The organism is Commensalibacter sp. W6292M3 (assembly GCF_016101315.1).
In the GTDB taxonomy this organism is placed as follows: domain Bacteria; phylum Pseudomonadota; class Alphaproteobacteria; order Acetobacterales; family Acetobacteraceae; genus Commensalibacter; species Commensalibacter melissae.
The window spans coordinates 1-544 of the sequence record NZ_JACFQT010000012.1 but is presented as its reverse complement, the minus strand read 5'-3'; the positions used below and the strand labels follow the sequence as shown (position 1 = coordinate 544).

Below are 544 nucleotides of genomic sequence, written 5' to 3'. Positions count from 1 at the left end.
TTGTTTTCCACAACTCGGGATTTCCATTGGTATCAGTGAATAGAGGGGTTTGATAGGTTCTCACAACCGTATCATCCTTCGTCGTATCAGCAGCAGATTCAACAAGTGCAATGACATTTGGATGACCATCATTCTTTGGATCCAACCCATCATTGACAACCCTATATCCCAATTCCTTCAGACGATCTTCTGTATATATTTTTGCCATACCTATATAACGTGCAGCTTCATCATACGTCAACCAATCCTTATCATCGCTTCGTGCCTTTTTAACCATTTCTTGAATTTTGTATGGCACAAGGACGGCGATGACATCATTAGTTTTGGATAGGGGTCTGGCTGTGCCCAGTCTATTATTTACAGGTACATAATATGTTCTAGGTCCACAGGCTGAAAGTAGCAAGCATAGTCCAAATCCGTAAAGATAGTTAGATTTTGTCATTCTGGTTTCCTTTTTGTGAAGAGGCTTTCTGTCCCTGTGAACTGGTCATGGGTTTTAGCGGATTTCTGGACCTGCCATCCTGATCACGGGGCTTTCTCGCAT

At 42.3% G+C, this 544-nt stretch carries 1 pseudogene; it reads right to left on the bottom strand.

Features of this window, described 5'->3' with window-relative positions:
- Positions 1-442: pseudogene (locus tag H3T57_RS09045) on the bottom strand (hypothetical protein); the annotation flags it as partial.
- Positions 443-544: the final 102 nt, after the last annotated feature.